Source organism: Thermobifida fusca NBRC 14071 = JCM 3263, assembly GCF_001592045.1.
GTDB lineage: Bacteria > Actinomycetota > Actinomycetes > Streptosporangiales > Streptosporangiaceae > Thermobifida > Thermobifida fusca.
The window spans coordinates 1-1,099 of sequence record NZ_BCWB01000082.1 but is presented as its reverse complement, the minus strand read 5'-3'; the positions used below and the strand labels follow the sequence as shown (position 1 = coordinate 1,099).

Here is a 1,099-nt window from a genome sequence, read left to right as displayed (position 1 = left end):
CGGCGAGGATATTGCGTGCGGCGTTCACGTCGCGGTCATGGGCCGCGCCGCAGGCGCACTGCCAGGTACGGACGTTCAGCGGCATCTTCTCTTGCAGGGTGCCGCACGCCGAGCACAACTTGGAGGAAGGGAACCAGCGGTCCACGACCAGCAGTTCCCGGTCATACCAGGCGCACTTGTACTCCAGCATCGAGCGGAATTCCCGCCAGCTCGCGTCCGAGATGGCGCGGGCCAGGGAGTGGTTGCGGAGCATGTTGCGGACGGTCAGGTCCTCGATCACGACCGTTTGGTTCTCACGGACGAGCCGAGTGGTCAGCTTGTGCAGGAAGTCGCGGCGGCGATCGGTGATCCGGGCGTAGATGCGGGCGACCTTCAATCGGGCCTTTTCGCGGTTTTTCGAGCCCTTCTGCTTGCGGGCCAGGGCTCGCTGCGCCTTGGCGAGCTTGCGCCGGTCGCGGCGTTCGTGCCCGGGGTTGGTGATCTTCTCCCCGGTGGAGAGGGTCACCAAAGCGCTGATACCAGCGTCCACCCCTACCGAGGACTCCACCGGGGGAAGCGGGCGGATCTTCTCCTCCACGAGGATGGACACGAACCACCGCCCGGCCGCGTCCCTGCTCACGGTGACCGTGGACGGCTGCGCACCCTCGGGAAGGGGCCGCGACCACACGATGCGCAAAGGCTCGCGCATCTTCGCCAGGAACAGCCGCCCGTCCTTCCAGCGGAACGCGCTGCGGGTGTATTCGGCCGACGCCCGGGACTTCTTCTTGCTCTTGAACGTGGGGTACTTGGCCCGCTTGGCGAAGAAGTTCGCGAACGCCGCTTGCAGGTGCCGCAATGCTTGCTGGAGCGGAACCGAGGACACCTCGTTGAGGAACGCCAGCTCCTCAGTGCGCTTCCACTGGGTGAGCATCGCGGAGGTCTCCACGTAGGAGACCCGGCGGCCCTCTTGGGTGTAGGCGCGTGTCCGCTCCTCCAACGCCTTGTTGTAGACGAAGCGGACGCAGCCGAACGTCCGGAGCAGTTCTTCGGCCTGCTCGGGGGTCGGGTAGAAGCGGTACTTGTACGCCCGCTTCACGATCTGCGCCATGTCTCACATTTT

At 65.5% G+C, this 1,099-nt stretch carries 1 protein-coding gene; it reads right to left on the bottom strand.

Annotated features, from left to right (window positions below):
• The coding region (locus tag TF1_RS15650) for an RNA-guided endonuclease InsQ/TnpB family protein (protein ID WP_061784024.1) at window positions 1-1,087 on the bottom strand (1,087 nt) is incomplete at its 3' end.
• Window positions 1,088-1,099: the final 12 nt, after the last annotated feature.